At 53.3% G+C, this 15,556-nt stretch carries 20 protein-coding genes; all 20 read right to left on the minus strand.

Annotated features, from left to right (window positions below):
- Positions 1-95: 95 nt before the first annotated feature.
- Positions 96-710 (minus strand): anti-sigma factor family protein, encoded by a 615-nt coding sequence (locus MKY86_RS27295; protein ID WP_036724508.1) that lies wholly within the window; start codon positions 708-710, stop codon positions 96-98.
- A 99-nt stretch (positions 711-809) separates the two neighbouring features.
- Positions 810-1,376 carry an RNA polymerase sigma factor SigW gene (gene sigW / locus MKY86_RS27300; protein WP_036696241.1) on the minus strand — a complete coding sequence of 189 codons (567 nt, stop codon included), beginning with the start codon at positions 1,374-1,376 and terminating at the stop codon, positions 810-812.
- 1,056 nt (positions 1,377-2,432) lie between these two features.
- Positions 2,433-5,225 (minus strand): phosphoenolpyruvate carboxylase, encoded by a 2,793-nt coding sequence (ppc, locus tag MKY86_RS27305; RefSeq protein WP_076081807.1) that lies wholly within the window; start codon positions 5,223-5,225, stop codon positions 2,433-2,435.
- Positions 5,226-5,524: 299 nt separating this feature from the next.
- Positions 5,525-5,803: a holin gene (locus tag MKY86_RS27310; protein ID WP_340827894.1), complete on the minus strand. Its 279-nt coding sequence runs from the start codon at positions 5,801-5,803 to the stop codon at positions 5,525-5,527.
- On the minus strand, positions 5,803-6,513 hold the full coding sequence (locus MKY86_RS27315) for a M15 family metallopeptidase (RefSeq protein WP_076081808.1): 711 nt from the start codon (positions 6,511-6,513) through the stop codon (positions 5,803-5,805). Before MKY86_RS27315 ends, MKY86_RS27310 begins: the two co-directional genes overlap by 1 nt.
- Positions 6,485-6,877 carry a hypothetical protein gene (locus tag MKY86_RS27320; protein ID WP_076081809.1) on the minus strand — a complete coding sequence of 131 codons (393 nt, stop codon included), beginning with the start codon at positions 6,875-6,877 and terminating at the stop codon, positions 6,485-6,487. Before MKY86_RS27320 ends, MKY86_RS27315 begins: the two co-directional genes overlap by 29 nt.
- On the minus strand, positions 6,864-7,061 hold the full coding sequence (locus tag MKY86_RS27325) for a hypothetical protein (protein WP_076081810.1): 198 nt from the start codon (positions 7,059-7,061) through the stop codon (positions 6,864-6,866). Before MKY86_RS27325 ends, MKY86_RS27320 begins: the two co-directional genes overlap by 14 nt.
- Before the next feature lies 1 nt (position 7,062).
- Complete coding sequence (locus MKY86_RS27330) at positions 7,063-7,374, minus strand: hypothetical protein (RefSeq protein ID WP_076081811.1); 312 nt, start codon at positions 7,372-7,374, stop codon at positions 7,063-7,065.
- A 158-nt stretch (positions 7,375-7,532) separates the two neighbouring features.
- Positions 7,533-7,664 carry a hypothetical protein gene (locus MKY86_RS27335; RefSeq protein WP_340827608.1) on the minus strand — a complete coding sequence of 44 codons (132 nt, stop codon included), beginning with the start codon at positions 7,662-7,664 and terminating at the stop codon, positions 7,533-7,535.
- A gap of 56 nt (positions 7,665-7,720) precedes the next feature.
- Positions 7,721-8,194, minus strand: a complete 474-nt coding sequence (locus tag MKY86_RS27340) for an XkdW family protein (protein WP_076081812.1) — start codon at positions 8,192-8,194, stop codon at positions 7,721-7,723.
- A gap of 14 nt (positions 8,195-8,208) precedes the next feature.
- Positions 8,209-9,645 (minus strand): hypothetical protein, encoded by a 1,437-nt coding sequence (locus MKY86_RS27345; protein ID WP_076081813.1) that lies wholly within the window; start codon positions 9,643-9,645, stop codon positions 8,209-8,211.
- Positions 9,646-9,656: 11 nt separating this feature from the next.
- Positions 9,657-10,268, minus strand: coding sequence for a putative phage tail protein (locus MKY86_RS27350; protein WP_076081814.1), 612 nt, complete (start codon positions 10,266-10,268; stop codon positions 9,657-9,659).
- Between the two features lie 2 nt (positions 10,269-10,270).
- On the minus strand, positions 10,271-10,606 hold the full coding sequence (locus tag MKY86_RS27355; RefSeq protein WP_076081815.1) for a hyaluronate lyase N-terminal domain-containing protein: 336 nt from the start codon (positions 10,604-10,606) through the stop codon (positions 10,271-10,273).
- 12 nt (positions 10,607-10,618) lie between these two features.
- Entirely contained in the window at positions 10,619-11,641 is a 1,023-nt protein-coding gene (locus MKY86_RS27360; RefSeq protein ID WP_076081816.1) for a DUF2793 domain-containing protein, read from the minus strand.
- A 1-nt stretch (position 11,642) separates the two neighbouring features.
- Entirely contained in the window at positions 11,643-12,056 is a 414-nt protein-coding gene (locus MKY86_RS27365) for a phosphoglucomutase (protein WP_076081817.1), read from the minus strand.
- A gap of 2 nt (positions 12,057-12,058) precedes the next feature.
- Positions 12,059-13,117: a baseplate J/gp47 family protein gene (locus MKY86_RS27370; RefSeq protein ID WP_076081818.1), complete on the minus strand. Its 1,059-nt coding sequence runs from the start codon at positions 13,115-13,117 to the stop codon at positions 12,059-12,061.
- Positions 13,110-13,538, minus strand: a complete 429-nt coding sequence (locus tag MKY86_RS27375) for a DUF2634 domain-containing protein (protein WP_076081819.1) — start codon at positions 13,536-13,538, stop codon at positions 13,110-13,112. The genes MKY86_RS27370 and MKY86_RS27375 overlap by 8 nt, the downstream gene beginning before the upstream one ends.
- The gene (locus tag MKY86_RS27380; RefSeq protein ID WP_076081820.1) at positions 13,535-13,828 is read right to left on the minus strand and encodes a DUF2577 domain-containing protein; all 294 of its coding nucleotides are present in this window, start codon (positions 13,826-13,828) and stop codon (positions 13,535-13,537) included. The genes MKY86_RS27375 and MKY86_RS27380 overlap by 4 nt, the downstream gene beginning before the upstream one ends.
- A 5-nt stretch (positions 13,829-13,833) precedes the next feature.
- Entirely contained in the window at positions 13,834-14,796 is a 963-nt protein-coding gene (locus MKY86_RS27385; protein ID WP_076081821.1) for an XkdQ/YqbQ family protein, read from the minus strand.
- Between the two features lie 12 nt (positions 14,797-14,808).
- The gene (locus MKY86_RS27390; protein ID WP_076081822.1) at positions 14,809-15,555 is read right to left on the minus strand and encodes a LysM peptidoglycan-binding domain-containing protein; all 747 of its coding nucleotides are present in this window, start codon (positions 15,553-15,555) and stop codon (positions 14,809-14,811) included.
- Position 15,556 lies beyond the last annotated feature (1 nt).

Below are 15,556 nucleotides of genomic sequence, written 5' to 3' on the forward strand. Positions count from 1 at the left end.
ATTGATGAACCTGTCATTTCAGGCAACAAAAAAGCGCCATCTTTCCGGAAAAAGAGGCGCAAATGAGTTATCTGCTACAAGCGACCAACATTTAGCTATCGGTAGGCAACTTCAGAGAACATGTTCGTCACTTTATACCAGATCCAGCTTACGGCTTGGTCTATACTTTTGACTTGCCCGGAGATATGGGCGGTTGAAGCCTGATACAGCGAGCCGTCGATTACCGTTACGTTTCCGTTGACTTCCCCGTAGACTTGAGTCTTACCGTTCTCCACCGTCAGATCGCCGGAGATAATTTTGCCGGAGGGTACAATCACCGTATTCCCCTTGATCACAACCTGGTCGAGGTCTGCCCCTCTAACCACAAGCTGCCGATCCTGATTCCAAAAGGTTACAGAGCTCATCAGCATCACAAGAATGAACATAGACGCCGCCGTCAGGGCCGGATGTCGCTTGATCCAGGTGATGAAGGCTCTTTCCTTCTTGGGTTTCGGTAATGAATCCATAATCCGGCCAACCAAATCCTCCGAGGCCACAGGTGTCTGGTGCATCAGGGAAAACATCAGCATATCGGTCTGTTCCAGTTCTTTGAACCTCGCACGGCACTCCGTACAGGATAAAAGATGCTCCTTCAATTCCCTCTGCTGCAGGTCGGGCAAGTCGTCATCCAGGTAGTCGTGCATCATAGAGACGGCCAGTTTGCATTCCATAGGAGCCAATCCTTTCATACGTGCTAATTTAGTGCATAAGACTTGCTTAACTTACATACGTCCCTGCAATGCAGGAGTTTCATAAAAAATAATCTATTTTTACAATTTGGGTCCTAACTTCTTACGTAAAAACTCACGGCCACGATGCACCCGGGTCTTGATCGTCGTTACAGGCATATCCAGCACATCGCCGATCTCCTGAAGCGACAAATCCTGCAGATAGCGCAGAATCATAACCGACCTGTACTTCACGGGCAGGCTGTCGATGGCTTCATAGATGAGTCTCTGTGTCTCCGAGAGCAGCAGCTCCGTCTCCGGGGTCACATTATCGCTCGGAATCATCGAATACCCGTCTATCCCCTCCTGGTCGTTCATCTCGGCATCCAGGGAATAGGTCGGGCGACGCTTACGCAGCCGGTCAATGCAGAGGTTCGTGCCAATCCGGTAGATCCATGTCGAGAACTTCTGCTTATCATCATACCTGTCCAAATTTCTGTAGACGCGCAAAAAAGTCTCCTGAACAACATCCTCCGCCTCATGGCGGTTATTCAGCATACGGTAAGCCAAATGATAAATTTTGTCTTTATATAGTTCCACAAGCTCGGCAAATGCCCTTTGGTCACCCTTCAGGGCGAGCTTTGTCAGTCTGCCTTCCAGATTCTCCACCTGTTAACTCCCCCAGACTTGCCGCCCTTGGACTTTCAGCTCTTCGAAGACCACGGTACAAGCATTTAAATCGTAAATCATGTGCTTGCAAAAATCAAGGTTTGTATTGTTACCTTCTATATTATGTGCTGGAAAAGCTTGCTGCCGGGTTGCTGGCGGCTGATCGCTGGAGGAACCCCCTGCCCCCCCCTGGCGGCTGATTAGTCGGGGCTGCGCAGAACATTTGGACTTCCGGTCGCTGTTATTGGCAGATTTCCTGATTGGAACCGCACGCTGCGGTTGAAATCTGCCAATAAAGGCGAACGCTATCGCTCCTACAGTTCCAAATTTCCGCTTCGCCCCCTCCATCAGCCTGGTTCCCCCACTGCTTTTCTTGTTGCCTAGGTATATCTCAGGCAACAATGGGGTGGGGCATGGGCTCGGCCGGGTCCCTGCCCCCCGGCCTCCCTGGAACGGCAAAAACCTCCTAGCAGATGAAGCATGCCCGTGCCGTATGCCACTCTTAGGGCAGCACCTCACTTGTTTGCATCCACCTGTTTCATCCTCATTCTATTTCTATTCGGTTTTTTGCATACATTTTGCCGATAACCCTCAGATCACCCAATGTATTCGGTTTTTGGCATACATTGCGCCGGACGAGTGCTATGCGGTCCAAATGTAATCGAAAAACTGACTACATTACCCCGGGTGGCGGTATGCGGACCCACTGTATTTGGCCCATGCGACTTCACGACCTTCTAATGTGTTCGGTTTTCCTCATACAATTGGCCCGTGCGCCTTCCTGACCGCCAATTTCCTATAAAAAAAGCCCACCTCCGGCTAGGAGGTGGGCGGGAACTTCTAAAGCGCCTTAGGGCCGGCTTCAAAGATTCAAGACCGAGAGATCAAAACCTAAGACCGGAAAATCAAAACCTTAAAGCGGCTTCGCCGACTTTTAGTTCCAAACCCTAAAGCGGCTTCGCCGACTTTTAGACCCAAAACCCTAAAGCGGCTTCGCCGACTTTGAAGAACAAGATCGGTAGAGTAAAGTGCAGCTACGGTGATCAACGCAAACCATCAGCCGGTATTCCGAAGACCGGCGGCAATACCATTGATCGTGAGCAGCACTTCACGCAACAGCTCAGCGTCATCCCCCTCAGCCTCACGCAGGGCGCGAAGCTCGGCGAGGAGCTGAACCTGGAGGTAGCTGAGCGGATCAACGTACGGATTACGCAGGCGGATGGATTCCTGAATGACCGGAACATTATCCAGAATGTCCTGCTGGCCGGTGATCTGGAGAATCAGCTCGGAGGTCAGCTTGAACTCAGCCTCGATCTGGCCGAAGATTCGCGCACGTGCTTCCTCGTTCTTGCCCATCCCGGCGTATTCCTTGGCGATGACAAGATCCGCCTTCGCAATAGCCATCTGCAGCGTATCGATCAGGGTCGTGAAGAATGAGAAGTTCGCATACATATGCTGCATGATCTTCATATTCTCTTCCTTGCCCTCATAGAAGCTCTGCAGACCGGTTCCGGCGGCATACCATGCTGGAAGCAGATAACGGCTCTGCGTCCAAGCGAATACCCAAGGAATTGCACGCAGGTCCTCGAAGCGCTCGCTATTCTTCCGCTTCGAAGGGCGTGAGCCGATATTCAGCTCGCCTACCTCCGGCAGCGGGGTTGATTCTTTGAAGTACGTCAGGAAATCTGGATCACGGAAGATCAGATCCTGATACTTGTTCAGCGAGACTTCAGAGATACGGGCAATAATCTCATCCCACTTGGCTTCGTACAGATCCGCTTGCGGCGATCTGGCATGAATAGCGGCCGTAATCAGAGCGGATGTCGCCTGCTCCAGACTGCGGTAAGCAATGCCTTTCATCGAATACCGGGAGGAGATAACCTCGCCCTGCTCGGTAATCTTAATCCCGCCGCCGATGGTGGAAGCCGGCTGGGCCAGAATGCTCCGGTTGAGCGGCATACCGCCGCGTCCGAGGGCGCCGCCCCGTCCATGGAAGAATTTCAGCTTAATGCCGAACTCATCGGCAGTCGCTGTGATCTGCTTCAGGGCCACACGCAGCTCCCAGTTCGCGGTAACGACGCCGCCGTCTTTATTACTGTCGGAATATCCCAGCATAATCTCCTGCAGATCATTCATCGCACGGACCGCATCGCGGTAGATTGGCATGTTGAGCAGCGTACGCATAATCTGCGGCGCATCATGCAGGTCGTCAATCGTCTCGAACAGCGGCACAGCCTGCAGAGTACAGACTACCGTACCGTCGTTGTCTTTGCGGAACAAGCCGACTTCCTTGGAGAAGACCATAACCTCCAGAATATCGCTTGCCGCCTCCGCCATACTGATCAGATAGCTTGTGATACACTGCTTGCCGTATTCCTCCTGCGCCTCATAGATCGCACGGTATACCGCCAGGCATTCCTCTGTCCCTTCACTATACGACTGGTAAGGGGAAGTCAGCGGACGCGGATCATTCAGCAGCTTCTCCAGCAGCACAATCTTCTCTTGCTCTGACAGCTTGGAGTAATCCGGTGTAACATTCATCTTGGCCAGAACCTCTGTCATTGCATTCTCATGCTCCTGGCTGTGCTGGCGGACATCCAGCGTGGAGGTGTGGAAGCCGAACAGCTCCACCTGACGAATCAGCTTCTTAATGTAGGTATCTGCTACATAATCGGCGTAGTGATGCCGCAGACTGCGGTCAATCACGTTCAGGTCGTCGATGAATTGCGCCGGGGATGAGTAGCGCTCTGGTGTTCCTTTTTTCTCATCGTCCAGCACATTCTGTGTCTTGGAGATCATATAACTGAGCTTAATACGGTAAGGCTCGTTATCATTACGCCAGGCATCGACCCGGTTAAGATTGATAATATTCCGGTCTGCCTCAATGGATTCCAGCAGCTCCGGCGTCACATTCACAATGCTTGTACTAAAGCTCAGGTACTGCATCAGCTCGCGCATAATACGCTGGTATTCACGAATAGCCAGCTTGCGCTGCAGACGGAGGGTCTGCAAGGTAACGGTTGCCTTCACTGAAGGATTTCCGTCGCGGTCTCCCCCGATCCATGAACCGAAACGCAGATAGGTCGGCACATGCCAGTTCTGGCCCGGATAATACTTGCTCAGACAGCGCTCAAGCTCCTGATATACATCCGGCAGCACTTCAAAAATCGTCTCATGGAAGTAATACATCCCGTTACGCACTTCATCCAGCACCGTTGGCTTACGGTCACGCAGTTCATCGGTCTGCCACAAGGTAATAACCTCGTTCAGCAGCTTCTCCCGGAGCTGTTCGCGTTCGCGGAAGGTTAGCGTCGGATTATCCAAGCCCATGACGTCGTCGGAGATCCGTTTGTGGATATCGAGAATCGCACGGCGCATAGCTTCAGTAGGGTGAGCGGTCATAACCAGCTCGAGTGACATGCCGCTCATGATCTCAAGAACCTCTTCGTGGGAGAAATCCCGTTCGCGAAGCTCCTGAACCGCGCTCTCAATCGACCCCGGCTGTACCGTCTCCCCGGCAGAACGTTCGTAGTCGCGTTTACGGCGAATCCGGTGGTTCTGCTCGGCGATATTCACCAGCTGGAAATAAATCGCAAAGGCACGGATCACCTGATGCCGATTCTCCGGGTCCAGTGAGCTAATCAGCTCTTTAAATTCGTTGTGCAGTTCAGGCAAAAACAATGAGCGCAGCGATTTGCTGGTCTCCCGGATTTTCTCCACAATATCCAGCAGTTCGTTGCCGCCTTGGTGTACCAAGACTTCGCCCAGTATGTTCCCCAGGAACCGTACGTCCCGCCGCAGCAGATTGTTGGAGTTGCTTTTGCTAACGGTAGTCGTAAGTTCGGTCATGCTGCTCCCCCCATCCTCTTCCGGATCAATGCTCTTAACATTGTCTATTTGAAAAGCTTCCTCATATCATACAATAAAACCGCCCGGAAATCTTCAACTTTATTGCGCGGTAAAGCAGTGCAGTGATTTCGATTATACACCAAACCGGCCATTTATGCAGTCCCAAAAAATTATGTATTTCTTCCTGATATATTCTCTCTTTGATATGTGCTTTATGCAGTTTTCATGTGAAGTTATATGACGTAAAACGACAAAAACAGCCAGCTCCGCAGAGCCGGCCGTTCATCACTGGTTAACTTTTATTTCATTGTCTGCCCTGAGCGGTTGTTGAATGCCAATTCGAATAATCCGGTAGCCGATAACCCGGCCAATCCGCCTGCCCATAGACGCAAGGTCAACTCCAGCTCTGTAAAAGGATACGCCACCGCTCCAACCAGCAGCCCGATGCCCAGTCCGATAAAAGGGATGCTGTTACGCGGCAAACGGGTATTATTTTTGATCAGCTGCACCAAGGCAAGAATAAATACGGCCAGGATGGAGGCAAAAGCCAATACATGGTCCAGCAGTTCGCGGTTCATCATGAGATTGCTCCTTTCTGCGGGATGGTGGTGATTTCAACGGTGTTGGCAGCCGGATGGTAGGCAATCTGAGCGCCCAGCGCCTCCGCAATTTTACGTGCAGGAACATAGGTAACCCCATTCTCCAGCCACCCGTCTGCAATCTTCCTGCCATTCACCTGTACTGCAACTTTCATCTGAGTCTTCATCGCTTGCTCCTCCTTGGGCTTGATCCGTTCTATCGCCGCCTCCACGGCCGCAGCCGCAGGCTTTTTCCCCGTCCGCAGCTCCGCCAGACTTAATCCGAAGCTCATCTGCAGATGCGGATAATCCTTGAAGCTAGTCCAGTCGCCGCCCCATTCGAACCCGATGGCCTTAGCGTGCTGCACCACCTCCAGCCAATCCCGAGTGCCATTCTGGTTGCCGTCCCTGCTCATATCCCAGGAGACGCTGGAGCCATCCGGAAGCAGCAGCGCAAAATCCACCGCCAGCCCATAATTGTGATAACTGTACCCGCCGCGCGCATTCGTCACGATCGCTCCCGGCCGGGTTCGCCCCTGGGCATAGAGTGCATCCTGTTCGGCAATCGTCCGCAGACCTTGCGTGATCAGGATGGGAACCCCGCCAGCATAACTGCGTTCAATCAGTGCAGTCGCTGCGGCAAGGACGGCGGGATGAAGTCCTTTTAACCGGGCAGCAGATTTATTCAGGAGCTGAGTTAGCGTCAGCATGCGTTTCCTCCCCTTTCCTGATTTCAGAGAGGACCACGAACAGATCCTGGCGTCTGGTGTACATCAAGAGGGTTAGAATGACTAGCCCTAGGGTCGTTCCCGTCTGGGCAATTGCCCAGGCATCCGATTGCAGCGAGCTTCGTATCGCGTCCGGGACGGGGGCGGAGCTGAATCTAATCCAGAAGGCCACCGCCATTTTAACCGTATACGCCCCGAGGAAAAAGAACGCCGCCAGCATAAACAGACTGACCACACGCACCCGGAATCTCCGGCGGAAATACAAAAAAAGCGCAGCCATCAGCAGCAGCGCACAGATAAAGGATATAGAATAGGCCAGTAACAACACAATATCAATGCTGCTCATCTTCTGCCCCCCGATCATAGATTAGGAACTGGGCGAACCCGTTGTTCCTGATTTCATCCTGAATGTCCTGAGAGACATTCTTGTACCTGCGGATAGAGAGCGACACCTTATGTCCTGCCAGCGCCAGCCTACGCTCTCTGTCCCGGTGCAGGGGCGATAGACGCTTGATCCACGCACTCAGCACGTTATCCCCCCCTGTCTTCTTCATTAGTACTACTGGTGTGGCTGTTTGCGGAATGGTCTATTTTCAATCGCTGCAAGACTTCAAGCGTGGGTGCCATGAAGTCTGACCGCTCTTTGTCGAGGATATTCTGCAGCCTGTCCCGGTCCTCCTCAGCACGCTCCAGCAGTTCACGCGGCACCAGATTCCCCTTCACAATTGACCGCAAAAGTACAAGCATAATCATGAGCAGAATCAGAGCGATGATATAAGCCAGTCCATACTTATCCGCAAGCGGCAGCAGCTTCTCCAGATTCGCTACATCGTTGCTGTCCATTGCTTCACTCCCTTCTGTGTGGTTATTAAAGTAGTTATATAAGACGCACTTAAGATCTAAACTTGAAGCTTCATCGTCACTGCGGTGAACATTTGGACTTAGCCCCCGGACGGGTCCGAGGGCAAAATAAAAACGCCCTCAGCGGCGCCTCTGGCAATCTACTCTTCAGTTACAAGGAACGTAAGTCCGTTCTCCATCAGAATCTGCTTGACCGCAGGCTTCAGCGTAGAGGGGACCTCGCTATACTTCGTCTTCCCCAGCGTAACGCGTTGTGCGAAAAATAATGCCATTGCTCTCACCACCTTTCTATAATAGAGGTAATGCACAGGTTAGACCCGCTGAACGATTACGTGTAGACTTGCGTGGCCATCTCCGCAATGAGATCCTCAATGAAATCCGCCCGTTCGCTGAGCGCGTTATTCTGCGCCTTTAGCCACAGATTCTCTTGCTGCAACTGCTCCAGTTCTGTCAGTACCGGCGGCTTGTTGGCCTCAGCCTCCCGATACGCTTCCCAAGCGGCCTGCAACTCCGCCTCCGTCGGCTGCGGCGCATCCAGCTTCCAGACCGCAATATACGGCCCCCGCTCCACCAGATCATAATCCTCGCCTTCGGTCAGCAGGTTATAGTCGATGCCGTAGCGATAGTGGATACCTTCTACAGGCTGTTCTCCGATTTCTGGCGGCTTGATCTCGTAGCGTACCTGGCCCTTGGCTTCTGCTCCGGGTCGCAGGACGGGTTCTGGGCCGTTGTCTTGGACGATGAAGTCGTGCATGGGGTTGGCGTTGGGATGTATTTGTTTGATTGCTTGTGATAGGTTCATTTTCAGGCCTCCTTTTAGGCTAATCTTACAATAGCAAAATGTGTGGTTTTATCTGCTGTATAAATGGAGCATGAAACATCCGAATAGATAAATAGCTCTATAATTTGACCTGCATACAAATCATATAGTCCACTTCCAGAAATCTGAATATCTCCCTTGCCTCCATGAAATTGCTCTGCAATCCAACTGTTCTGAACCCCGTCAACGTGAACAGCCAGTATCTCACGGGTCAAACTATTCGCTCCGGCGACGGCTCCCACACGGGCCTCAATACTATAAAATCCCGGTTCCGGAATAACGAATCTGGAATTGGGTATGTCGGTAATGGACTTGTTATTATTAATGTTCGCTGTAAATAAAATTTTTGTCCACGTCATGGCAGGGACAACTTGAGAAGTAGAAACATTTTCGTGGTGCATTTCCCCAATTGGCCTAGATGTTTTAGTATTATCTCCCCATGGGTTAAGAACACCGCCATTTCCTCCGGTTATAGCTCCACTTGGTATAGTTCCATCAGTATTAACTATCGCCCCGGCACTTGTAAGAATAGCCGTAGCGTTTCCGGTTCCTGAGCAATTTGTAACGGTTACTTGCCCCTTCTCAACATGAATTGCGACACTGCGATTAGATATTGTACACCCCTCGACTAATCCACGTTGATTAAAAAAGCTAATTCCTGTGTTAGGGTTAGAAGCAATTACTATACAGCTAGTAAAATCGCACTTCCCACCATCATATGCATAAAATGCTGACTGAGTGGTGGAGGTTGCTGTAAAACCAGAAACTACAATACGGTTACATCTCGCGGCGGTGAATGATCGAATAGACGCCGAAGTGCCATTAATCGAAACATAACCCGCACCATTAGTCCCGGATATAATCACATCTTCTGCATAAGTCCCTGCTGCAACACTGATTGTAACCGTGTGATTGACTACCTGCGGAATCATACTAATTGCCTTGTTGATTGTCTTGAACGCCCCTGCTGCCGTGTTGGCAAGTCCCGTATTATTGTCGTTCCCATCCACACGGACGAAGTAGGTAGTAACCGCCGTAGTCTGCTGCGGTGTGGTCACTAGATTCGCCTTGCCATTCCAGGCCGTCTTCTCCGCATCGGTTACGAAGCGGTTGGACGAGTCCTGAACGATGACCGATGGCAAATGCGTGGAAGGATGCACATAATTATTCGCCCCCTGAGCCACACTATCCAGCTTCGACTTATCCGCTGCGGCCATCAAGCCGGCAGCGGTCGTGGTCGCAACCGCCGTAGACGCCTTGGCGTTCCATGCCGAGCGTTCCGTCGCCGTAATATGTTTGACTGTATCCGCAGCATGATCCTGCGCGGTCTTGACGGCGGTGTCCAGAATATCCATATTGCCGTTCAGGTCGGTGATATCTACAATGTCTGTACCATCGGGCTTTTTCAGCCCCAGATTACCCGTTGTTTTCATCGCTCACACTCCTATTCATATACTCTTAGTTCGTTCCAGGTCTTGCCGTGCGCACCGTTCCAGGTGAGGGACTTCAAGGAGTCCCACCAGGTGTAGCTGTATACGAAGCTATAGTCCAGATGGGCCGGCTTAATCTCTTCCATGATCTGAATCAGCCCCGCCATATTGGCCGGGATGCCCAGCGTACCGACGAAGCGTACCTCGAAGCTGTACGCTCCGGGCACCTCCACCACCTCCACATCCCCGCCGGAAAAAGCAGACGCCGTCCGCCGGATCATCTCCGGTGTCGTCGTGCCGCTGCCCCGCAGCTTGGCCTTGATCATCTCCCGCCGGGTGGCATAGGACTTGTTCGTATCTGAGGCCAGTCCCAGCATCCGCTCCCAGCGGGACAGCCCCCAGGTAGCGGACTCCAGCGTCTTCTGATCGTCACTGTCGGCCATGGCGTAAGCCACTTCACCGCAGGCTCTACCTGCGCTGGCCTGCACAGCCTCCATCTCAGGCACGCCCTGATAATACTCGGGCAGATACTTCATCAGATCAGGGGCCATAATCTCCGGCCCCTCCACCGTCACTCCATCTGCCGAATAAGCCACAAGGCCATATATACTGTCTCCATAAGCCACAGCTACACCCCCTTCAGCTGATTCCAGGTCAGCGGACCTTTGGACAGATAATCATGGGTATGTGCAGCCGGAGCGAATACAGTAGGCTTGCCGTCTACACCTGACCAGGGAACCATGTCTGCAGCCTGTGCATAATCGACCTTGCCGTTATTATTCGTGTCGTAGATGCTTTTCAGCATATCACCTGTGCTTTGGCCTGCCGCCAGCAGCATATTGCTGCTGCCGCTGCCGATGAACAGCTTGCCGCTATCTGTGCAGTAGCCCAGCTCGCCTGCAGCCAGCGTACCCAGCGCACTCTCCAGGCCGCGGCGGATTTGAATCAAAGTCTTCCGTGCCATGGTCACCGCCTCCTAGAATGTTCCGCCGTCGATAGTGCTTACCGTGAGCTGGTTGCCATTGGCCGAATCGTAGACGATACTTGAGCCGTCAATGTTGACCTCAATCCCCGTCGAGTTTACTAGAATTCCCTTACCCGGCTTGGCTGCAACACTGGTTGAGCCGACAATGATCCCATTGCCTGCCCCGACGGTCAGCGTGACACTATCCGCCTGCCCGCCGCCGGTAAGACCATTTCCCGCCGTGATCGTCTGTAGCGCGCCGCCCGTCCGTACCCAGGCACTCCCGTTCCAGCTGTAGATTTTCTGCTCATCGTCCACATAGGCCGTCCAGCCGACAGCCGGAACATAATAAGCCCAGCTACCTGCGGCATATTCCGCAATCTGACTGGTTTTACCCGCCCAGACGCCGGTAGCGCCGGAAGGAATAATATACCGGTCTGCTTCCACGGGACTTACGGGCGGAGCCGTCAGGTGCTGATCCTTCACCGAAGCCTGCGGCTCAATATTATGCTTGGCCAGCTCGATTTCGTTTTTGATTTTTTGCGCGGACCACAGATCCGTAATCGTCGAACCGCCATCGTTAATAATTCGGTGCTTCGCGGCATCGTTAAGATGCGTTGCAATTTCTGCGGCAGTCTTGGTATTCGTGCCGTCCGACACTTTATTGGGATGCCCTGCTGTAAGATCTGCCTTGAGCACCTTGGCATACGTGGAGCCGTCAGCGATATCGTCCACCGTTCCGCTCACATCTGTTAATTTCTGCGCGTTAACCCGGCGCCAGGCGGCCCCGTCATCGAAATACAAATACCCGCTGTTACTCCCGCTGCTCACATAGTATAGACGCCCAACCGAGGCTGCCGCAGGACGCGAAGCTTCGGGACCGGACAAGGCCCGGCCCACCATGGAGTTGGAGCTACCGTCTCCGATATAGACCTCCTTCGTATCTGTACAGAAGCCCATTTCGCCCGCCTTCAGCATCCCGTAAGTGGACAGCTCGGCCCGGGTACCGCGTTTGACCTGAATGGTCTGTGCCATATTACACCTCTCTTCTAAAAGATCCGCCGTCAATCAGACCGGCCTGTTTATACCGCTCCAGTTCACGCTGCGTAGCCGTAAGCCCGCCCTGTAACTGGTTCACATCATCCGCTTCCACAGTGTCTCCCGGTGTCTCGTAAGTCACATAGACTTCGGGCACATCCGCATAGATGTTAATGAGCCGGCGCCAAGGAGTCTCGTCCGGGAAAGAGACCGAGTAATTCCGTACCTCTGTCCCGCTGAAGCGGGAGCCTGTGTACACGGCCAGCGTCTGATTGTTAATATTGTCGTGGGCCAGCAGTCCGCTGAATACACCACCTGTGAGCCGAAGCTTTTCCTCTACAACATGACTGCCGCCATTTGCCTTTTTGTTCAGCTTATCCTGAAAAACATCGATCTGCTCCGGATATCCCATACCTACACCTCCAGAACGACATTGCCGAACAGCGGCACTTCTGTCTCCAGCAGCGGGATATTTGCCGTTCCGCCGTTCAGCTTCAGCCCGCTATAGTCCACTACGCCCTCCGTATTCAGCAGCAATGCGCCAATGACCGATTGACTGATATAGGTAGCGGCAAAAGCCTTCTCCTTACGATACTTCTCCAGGAGCGCCGTAAAAGCTTGAATAACCGGCTGCAGCGCATAGCCGGCTGCCAGCGTAACCTTAGCTGAGACATCAACCACCTTGCCTGTGGCCGATGCCACCGTCACCACCGCGCCCACCGGAGCCTGGCCCTCGCCAAGACCCGGCGCAGGATCAATGAACTGCTGCACCTGGGAGACCAGCAGCGGGGAGGCGGGCTGATGCTCCGCGTTCACAATGACCACCTTGACCGTCTTCGGTCCGGCCCACAGCGGGAAGACCCGTGCTCCCCCTACGCCCTGAATCTGCTGCGCCCACTCCATATAATGATATTTATTGCCGCTCGTTGCAGGCCGCCGGGCCGAATCGAAGTACCGCTGCCGCAGCGCTTCATCCGTCTCCGCATCCGTGCCGGGAACCAGCAGGCCCGTAACCTCCCCCCGCGCAAGTCCAGGGATATAATCGATAGGCAGCAGCGCGCCTGAATACTGATTCCCCTCAGCGCCGGCGGTCTCGCTCTCCAGGCGGTACGTCCCGGGAGCAAGCTTCTCCGCCGCACTATAATGAAGCAGTCCCAGGGCGAAGCGGCTGCCCAGCGGAATGTCCAACGGCTGTTCGCCGCTGGTATAGAACCTCGCGCCCAGCTGCGCTTTGCCTGCCGGATGACGCTTCAATCCCGTCCAGGCAATGGTTCGTTCCAGATATTCGCCGTCTGCCGTATCCGGGAAGAACAGATTATTGCTGACCTCAAGCTCCAGATACATCTGGGCCATTTCAGCCGCCGCCGGCGCAAGCGCATCATAGATAATACTTCCCTCGCGCTTGTCCAGCCCCTCTGGAACCCGATCCAGCATGCGTTCCAGCAGAGCCTCGTACGTCTGATCCTCATACACTGGCCATCCCCTCCTTTCTAAGCTCCACATCGCCATATACCGTTACAGCCGTACAGCTGAAGCTAACCGTATCCCCGTCAAAAAGAATCTCTACATCCTCAAGCGCCTGAATCCGCTCATCCTGGAGCAGCGCATCGCTGATCAGCCGGCGCAACTCCGGCCGGGCCAGCAGCCTGTCCTGACCCAGCACCAGCTTCCACTCCGTTCCGTAGTCCGTGCTATAGATCAGGTGCTCATAACGGCTGGTTTGCAGCACCTTGATTGCAGCCTGCTTCACCGCTTCAAGCCCGTCTACCCGCCCGCCGATCCGCCCCCGCTCCCAGTCCATCCGGTACGTCAGGCTCGGAGCATTCCCCGCATCGGTCACATTCCCTTCCAGCGCTCCCGTCACCGGACCGGATCTGCCTATTGCCGGAATCATAAATCCACCAGCCGATCGAGGACAATATAGCTCTGTCCGCCTTGCATCCGCACGAGCAGCACGCGGTCTCCCGCTTCAAGTCCACGCCGTAGCGGGATCTCCCGGCCTTCGATCACAGCCTTACTCTCCATCACGGATTCAACCACAACCAGTGCGGCTCCCGTCAGCAGCAGCCGCTGCTCCACCTGAATCTGCAGCGGCTCTGCCAGAACCACCGTCCCATAAGAAAAAGCCACCGGATTCGTATTCGATACGGCCCCGAGGCTTGCCTGTTTAATAATATCGAGCATGTTGTCTACACCACCTTAATGTCTAGGGACATCGTATGCTCCCCTCCGGAAATTTTATGGCTGCATTGATCCACCAGGAACAGCTGCGTCTGGAATTCATCCAGCAGCACATAGATGAAGTTCCCCGCCCTCACCCGTATATCGCCAATAGCCTGCACAGAAAGACTGACCTTTTCACGGTTATGCTGCTTAAGCAGATTGCCTGCCTTTTCCTGAATCTGCGCAGCATTCGCATTATCGTCCGCCTTCTGGTAGAGATGCAGGATACCCCAGCGCTTTACATTTTCTTTATCTGTGACCGGATAGAACTCGCGTTTGCCGGTCTTTTCGTTGTCCTGGTAGAGCAGAATCGTATTGTACGTATTATCGTCGATGCTTCTTTTCAGCGAATAATCATACAGATAATGGCCTGCCCCCAGAATCACCTTCAGCAGCATGGACTGCGGACTGCGCAGCGTCAGCTTGCCAAAATCATCATAGAACGCCATCAGCTGCCCCTTATACTGCAGCTCACTGCCGACCGCACCCATAATAATATCAAGCAGCTTCTTGCCGTCTTCGATCAGCGAGGGGATCTTGTACTCCGCCGGTTCCAGTAATCCAAGCCGCAAGCCGCGGTCCTTGGCAATGGTACTGATGACCTCAGCCGCAGTAACATCCTGAAGCACATAACTGCCATTGCCCAGCAGATAGCGGATCTGATCGTACGCCGTCAGCTTGATCTCCTGATTCGCACCCGTGTCAATACTGAAGACGAAGCCGTAGAATACATCGACTCCGTCTCTGCGGAACTGCACAATATCCCCGTTGCTGATCGCGAACTTTTTATGCTGATACATCCCGCTGTCCACCAGCGTAAGCTCAAGCGTTGCAGGCTTGCCGGTCCGGGTGGTTTTCCACGTGATATCCGTAACGATTCCGGCAATATTCCAGATGGCGCCTTCCTTATTAATTACGATTAATTCCATCGCCACGGCCTCCTAAGACAGCTTGATCACTCGGCCAATTTTGAGCTTCTTCAGTTCGCTGTCCGAGATATTGTTCAGCTTTTGCAGCGTTTTGGATTTACTGCCGTCACCGAGCAGCTTTTGGGCCACCGACCAGAGCGTATCCCCGGCTTTGAGCGTATAGGTAGCGGGCGCTGCCTTCTCGCTTGCCCGTTTCTGCTGCTTCTTCACTTCACCGGTGCTGCCTACCTTCACAGCTAACGCCTGATAGAACACATACTTTTTGAGTCCAAGTGTATAATCGATATCCCCCGAGGACCCCGCACTGAGCTTCCAGGAGAAGTTCTCAATACTGACCGCCATATTAATGCCAATATCCCCGGTAAAAGTCTGTTGCGCCTGCGCCCTGGCCTGCCTCAGCCAATCTGGGGTCTGCGTATTCTGCACGTTCGCCGATTTCAGCCCTGAAAAAACAAACCGGACCGGCCTGCGGCTGAGCATCCATTTGCGAATCAGCTCTACATACTCGTAGGGTTTCAACAGCTTACCGGCATTCTCTCCGGAGTACACCACAAACGGATAATACTGTGCCGGGAACATACTCTCAATCGTAATCTCCGTCAGCTTCGGATATGCAATCGCGTTGATTTCACCAAAATCCACAATCGTATAGCTTTTGCCATCGCTGTTCTCCTTGATCTCCAGCGTCTCAGGGTTCACCGGAAGCCGGATCACCTCTTCATAATTATTGAAGCTCAGATAGAATCCATACTCCTCCATG

The sequence above is a fragment of the Paenibacillus sp. FSL R7-0333 genome, from assembly GCF_038000365.1.
Taxonomy (GTDB): domain Bacteria; phylum Bacillota; class Bacilli; order Paenibacillales; family Paenibacillaceae; genus Paenibacillus_AQ; species Paenibacillus_AQ silagei.

Bases quoted from the DNA above. Each gene is read 5' to 3' on its own strand.
- MKY86_RS27345 (WP_076081813.1), bottom strand. From the start codon at position 9,645: ATGAAAACAACGGGTAATCTGGGGCTGAAAAAGCCCGATGGTACAGAC.
- MKY86_RS27390 (WP_076081822.1), bottom strand. From the start codon at position 15,555: ATGGAGGAGTATGGATTCTATCTGAGCTTCAATAATTATGAAGAGGTG.
- ppc (WP_076081807.1), bottom strand. From the start codon at position 5,225: ATGACCGAACTTACGACTACCGTTAGCAAAAGCAACTCCAACAATCTG.
- MKY86_RS27365 (WP_076081817.1), bottom strand. From the start codon at position 12,056: ATGGGATATCCGGAGCAGATCGATGTTTTTCAGGATAAGCTGAACAAA.
- MKY86_RS27360 (WP_076081816.1), bottom strand. From the start codon at position 11,641: ATGGCACAGACCATTCAGGTCAAACGCGGTACCCGGGCCGAGCTGTCC.
- MKY86_RS27315 (WP_076081808.1), bottom strand. From the start codon at position 6,513: ATGCTGACGCTAACTCAGCTCCTGAATAAATCTGCTGCCCGGTTAAAA.
- MKY86_RS27385 (WP_076081821.1), bottom strand. From the start codon at position 14,796: ATGGAATTAATCGTAATTAATAAGGAAGGCGCCATCTGGAATATTGCC.
- MKY86_RS27375 (WP_076081819.1), bottom strand. From the start codon at position 13,538: ATGATTCCGGCAATAGGCAGATCCGGTCCGGTGACGGGAGCGCTGGAA.
- MKY86_RS27310 (WP_340827894.1), bottom strand. From the start codon at position 5,803: ATGAACCGCGAACTGCTGGACCATGTATTGGCTTTTGCCTCCATCCTG.
- MKY86_RS27330 (WP_076081811.1), bottom strand. From the start codon at position 7,374: ATGGACAGCAACGATGTAGCGAATCTGGAGAAGCTGCTGCCGCTTGCG.
- MKY86_RS27320 (WP_076081809.1), bottom strand. From the start codon at position 6,877: ATGAGCAGCATTGATATTGTGTTGTTACTGGCCTATTCTATATCCTTT.
- MKY86_RS27340 (WP_076081812.1), bottom strand. From the start codon at position 8,194: ATGAACCTATCACAAGCAATCAAACAAATACATCCCAACGCCAACCCC.
- MKY86_RS27295 (WP_036724508.1), bottom strand. From the start codon at position 710: ATGGAATGCAAACTGGCCGTCTCTATGATGCACGACTACCTGGATGAC.
- MKY86_RS27335 (WP_340827608.1), bottom strand. From the start codon at position 7,664: ATGGCATTATTTTTCGCACAACGCGTTACGCTGGGGAAGACGAAGTAT.
- MKY86_RS27380 (WP_076081820.1), bottom strand. From the start codon at position 13,828: ATGCTCGATATTATTAAACAGGCAAGCCTCGGGGCCGTATCGAATACG.
- MKY86_RS27355 (WP_076081815.1), bottom strand. From the start codon at position 10,606: ATGGCACGGAAGACTTTGATTCAAATCCGCCGCGGCCTGGAGAGTGCG.